This is a genomic window from Nocardiopsis sp. MG754419, assembly GCF_018207095.1.
In the GTDB taxonomy this organism is placed as follows: Bacteria; Actinomycetota; Actinomycetes; order Streptosporangiales; family Streptosporangiaceae; genus Nocardiopsis.
This window is the reverse complement of the sequence record NZ_QOCZ01000259.1, coordinates 1-3,825: the sequence shown is the minus strand read 5'-3', so window position 1 is coordinate 3,825 and position 3,825 is coordinate 1. Positions and strand designations below refer to the sequence as shown.

2 protein-coding genes are annotated in these 3,825 nt (G+C 75.2%); both read right to left on the bottom strand.

The features are described from left to right. On the bottom strand, positions 1 to 1,741 hold a 1,741-nt coding region (locus DSY14_RS27250; RefSeq protein ID WP_211719472.1), incomplete at its 3' end, for a serine/threonine-protein kinase. A gap of 47 nt (positions 1,742 to 1,788) precedes the next feature. Next, positions 1,789 to 3,825: protein kinase (locus tag DSY14_RS27245; protein WP_211719471.1), on the bottom strand; the 2,037-nt coding region annotated here is incomplete at its 5' end.

Genomic DNA, 3,825 nt, shown 5'->3' with positions numbered 1-3,825 from the left:
CGACAAGGGCGTCCGCCCGCTCCTGAGTCCCGACGGCGGGCATCTCGCCCTGCCCCGCACCCTCGACGAGGACACCGGCCTCACCGTGGTTGAGCCCGTAGCCCAGCTCCGGGTCGTGGGTGAGGTCGAGGACGGCCCGACCGGTGTCCGGCTCCACCACGGTGAGGCCGGTGTCCTCGTCGAGGGTGCGGGGCAGGGCGAGATGCCCGCCGTCGGGACTCAGGAGCGGGCGGACGCCCTTGTCGTTGACGTCCTGGTGGGCGTAGGTCTCCTCGAACAGCACCTCGTCGCTCTCCCAGTCCCACACCGTCACCACGCTGCCGGACCCGACCGCGCGGACGTACGCCACCCGGGGCGCCTCGTCGGCCAGGGAAACGGCGTAGGTGGGCGCCTCGCCCTCGGGTTCCGCGGGGTGGGTGAGCGTCCGGTCGTCCCCGTGCGGAAGGACGCGCACGTGTCCGGCCTCTCCGGTCGCCCACACTCCGTCGGCGTTGACGTCGAACGCGGCCGGCACCGTGTCGGCGTCCTCCAGGAGCGTGCCCGCGCGCCAGTCCCAGGTGGTGAGGCCGTCGTCGGTGAGCACGTGCAGGGTGTCGCCCCCGGGGGAGAAGCGGAGCGTGTCCACGGTTCCGGGCAGAGCCGGGCGGTTCGACGGGTCCGCCACCTCCCCCGTGTCGGTGTCGACTCCGCCGTCGGCGGTCGTCTCCCCGTCCCCCTCGGCTCCGGGCAGGGTGAGCGCCAGCCCGCCGGCGGCGAGCAGGACGACGGCGGCCACGGCCGCTCCCACCGCCCATGGCCCGCGCCGACGTCGCGGAGCGGGGGCCGGTTCCTCGGGCGGGGCGATCGGCACCGCGGCCATCAGCCGGTGGAGTTCGCGCTCCCGGTCACCGATCTCCGCCCGCATCCGGTCGGGCAGCCACCCCTGCCCGGCCGACGGCATCGGACCCGAGGTCAGGGTGGCGGCGATCTCGTCGGCGCCGGGGCGCGCCTCGGGGTCCTTGGCCAGGCAGTGGGCCAGCAGCGGACGCAGGGGCTCGGGGACCTGCTCCAACCGGGGCTCCACGGCGACGATCCGCGGCAGGACCTCGGCGGCGCGCCCCGGGCCGAAGGGCGGTGCGCCGGTCGCGGCGAAGACGACCGTGCCCGCGAGGGAGAACACGTCGCTCGCCGGGGTCTGCACCCGTCCCTGGATCGCCTCGGGTGTGGTGTAGGCGGGGGTCCCGAAGGTCTCACCGGTCTTGGTCAGGACGGTGCCCTCGACGGCGCGGGCGATGCCGAAGTCGATGACCTGGGGGCCACGCGGGGACAGTAGAACGTTGGAGGGCTTGAGGTCGCGGTGCATCAGCCCGGCGGCGTGGACGGTCGCCAGTCCGCGGGCCAACCCCAGGGCGAGGACCCGCAGGGACTCCAGGGGGAGAGGGCCGATCTCGGCCACCATCGCCTTGAGGGTCGGTCCGGGCACGTACTCGGTGGCCATCCACGGGGCGTCCGCCTCGGGGTCGGCGCCCAGCACCATCGGTGTCCAGGGCCCGTGGACCCGTCCCGCGACGGCGGCCTCACGGCCGAACCGGGCGCGGAAGCCCGCGTCCCGGGCGAGTTCGGGGTGGACCACCTTGACCGCGGCCAGCCCCCCGTCCGGGGTTCGGGCCAGGTACACCCGCCCCATGCCTCCGGAGCCCAGGCGGGCCAGGAGCCGGTGCGGGCCGATGTGGGCGGGGTCGGAGGGTGCCAGGCGTTTCATGCGTTCCTCGTGCGGTGGGCGAAGTGGGTCCGGGCGCTCGGGGCGCCTCAACGAAGCGGGTGGAGGATCTCCAGGGACTCCGCGTCCACGAGGTTCACCTCCCCGTTCTGTGCGATGGCCGCGATGACCTCACCGTTCGGGTGCACGGCGAGAGGACGGGCGAGCGCGTGCTCCCCCTGGTCGGCGAGGAGGTTCTCGCCCGACTCCAGGTCCACGAGGGCCCCGTGGTTGGTGAACTCGATCCCGCTGTGCGCGGCGGAGTAGCGCGTGTTCAGGGAGTCGGGATCGGTCACCCATCCCACGTGCAGGCGTGCCCGGTCCGGGTCGACGGTGACATGACTGAGGACCGCGTAGGGGTCCGCCTCCAGTTCCGGCAGATCGGGGATGTCGGTCTCGGTGCGCTGCTCGTAGTCCCACCGGACGGTGCGGCCATCGTCGGCGTCGACGAGGACGACCTCGTCCGTGCCCCCGATCAGGGCGAGTCGGTGCAGGTCCAGGTGGGCTTCGGTGCGCAGGTTCTCCCCGGTGTCGGGGTCCCACAGGGTGAAGCCGTCGGCGCCGACGGCGGCGATCCGCCCGTCCTCGGTGTAGGCCAGGTCAAGGATCCGTTCCGCGCCCCAGGTGCGTTCGATCTCCCCGGTGGCCAGGTCCACCAGGGCGAAGGTGTCCTGGGTGGTGAACCGTTCGTAACCTCCGCCCAGGGCGATCACCAGGCGGTCGCCGTCGGGGGAGAACGCGCTCACGCGGTCGAGGTAGGGGGTCGTTCCGGACGACGGCGGGTCGGGACGCCCGATCTCCTCCCCGGAGGCGACGTCGAAGGTGGACACTCCGCCCACGGGTTCCTCGTGGCCCTCGACCTCGTGCGGGACGGTGACGGCGATCGTGCACCCGACCGGGGCGAACACGGGGTCGCCGTCCCGGTGCACGTCCGTCGCCGGGCGGGCGACCTCCACGCCCTTCCGCCAGTCCCACAGGCTCAGACCGTGGTCGCGGTCGGTGACGGCGAGCAGGTCGCCGTCGGGGGAGAACGCCACGTTCATGGCGTCCAGGACGCCGATCTCCTCGGCGGGCGCGGGGAGGTCGGCGCCGTTCGGGCATCCCGCCGCCTCGGCCGTGTCCGGGGCGGCGGCCTCCGCCGGCGGCTCGGTGGTGGGCCACAGGGCGCGGGCGGCGCCGGCGGCGATGAGCAGGAGCGCCGCGGATCCGGCCGCGACCAGGAGCGCTCGCCGGCGCCGCGACGGTCGCGGTTCCGCTCGCCGCGGGGCGGCGGTCGGTTCCGGGGCGGGTGCCATGACCCGACGCGTCTCCTCCTCGGAGCCGGCGATGACCGTGCGGAGCGCGGTCGGCCAGGGACCGGGGGTGCCGGGTCCGCCCAACATCCCCACGAGGTCGGTCGCGGCCGGTCGCAGGCGGGGGTCGGTCTGGAGGCAGGACTCCAACAGACCGCGGAGCGGATGCGGCACCCGGTCGACGCCGGCGGGCCCGGCGGTCCCGCTCGCGGCCAGGGCCAGGGTCGCGCCCCAGGCGAACACGTCCGCGGCGGTGGAGAGCGCGCCCTCGGGCGGCGCGCACGTCGGATGCGGGGCCCTCCGTGAGGTCTCGGCCACGGCCCGCTCGAAACCCGGGTCGACGATGAGCGCGGCGTGCGGCGCGAGCAGGACCCCGTCCGGGGACAGGGCGCCGTGGACGTGGTCGGCGGCGTGCAGGTCGGCCAACCCCTGGGCCAGCGCCAGGGCCAAGGGGCGCAGGGCCTCCGTCGGCAGGGGACCGTGCTCGCGCACGGTCGCGGCCAGGGTGGGACCCGGGGGACGGGCGACCGCCACCCAGGGCGTGGCGCGTGCGGTGTCGGCGTCCAGCACGGGTGCGACGTAGGGGCTCCGCAGGCCGCGTGCCCGTTCCACCAGCCGGGCGAAGGACTCCCGGAAGTCCGGGTCCGACGTGTGGTCGGAGCGCACCACCTTCAGCGCCGCCGTGGGCCTGCCGGGTGCGGACGCCAGGTAGACCCGCGCGCAGGCGTCCTCGCCCAGGCGCGCGTGGAGGCGGTAGAGGCCCACCCTGGGCGGGTCGTGGGGGTGGAGTGGCTG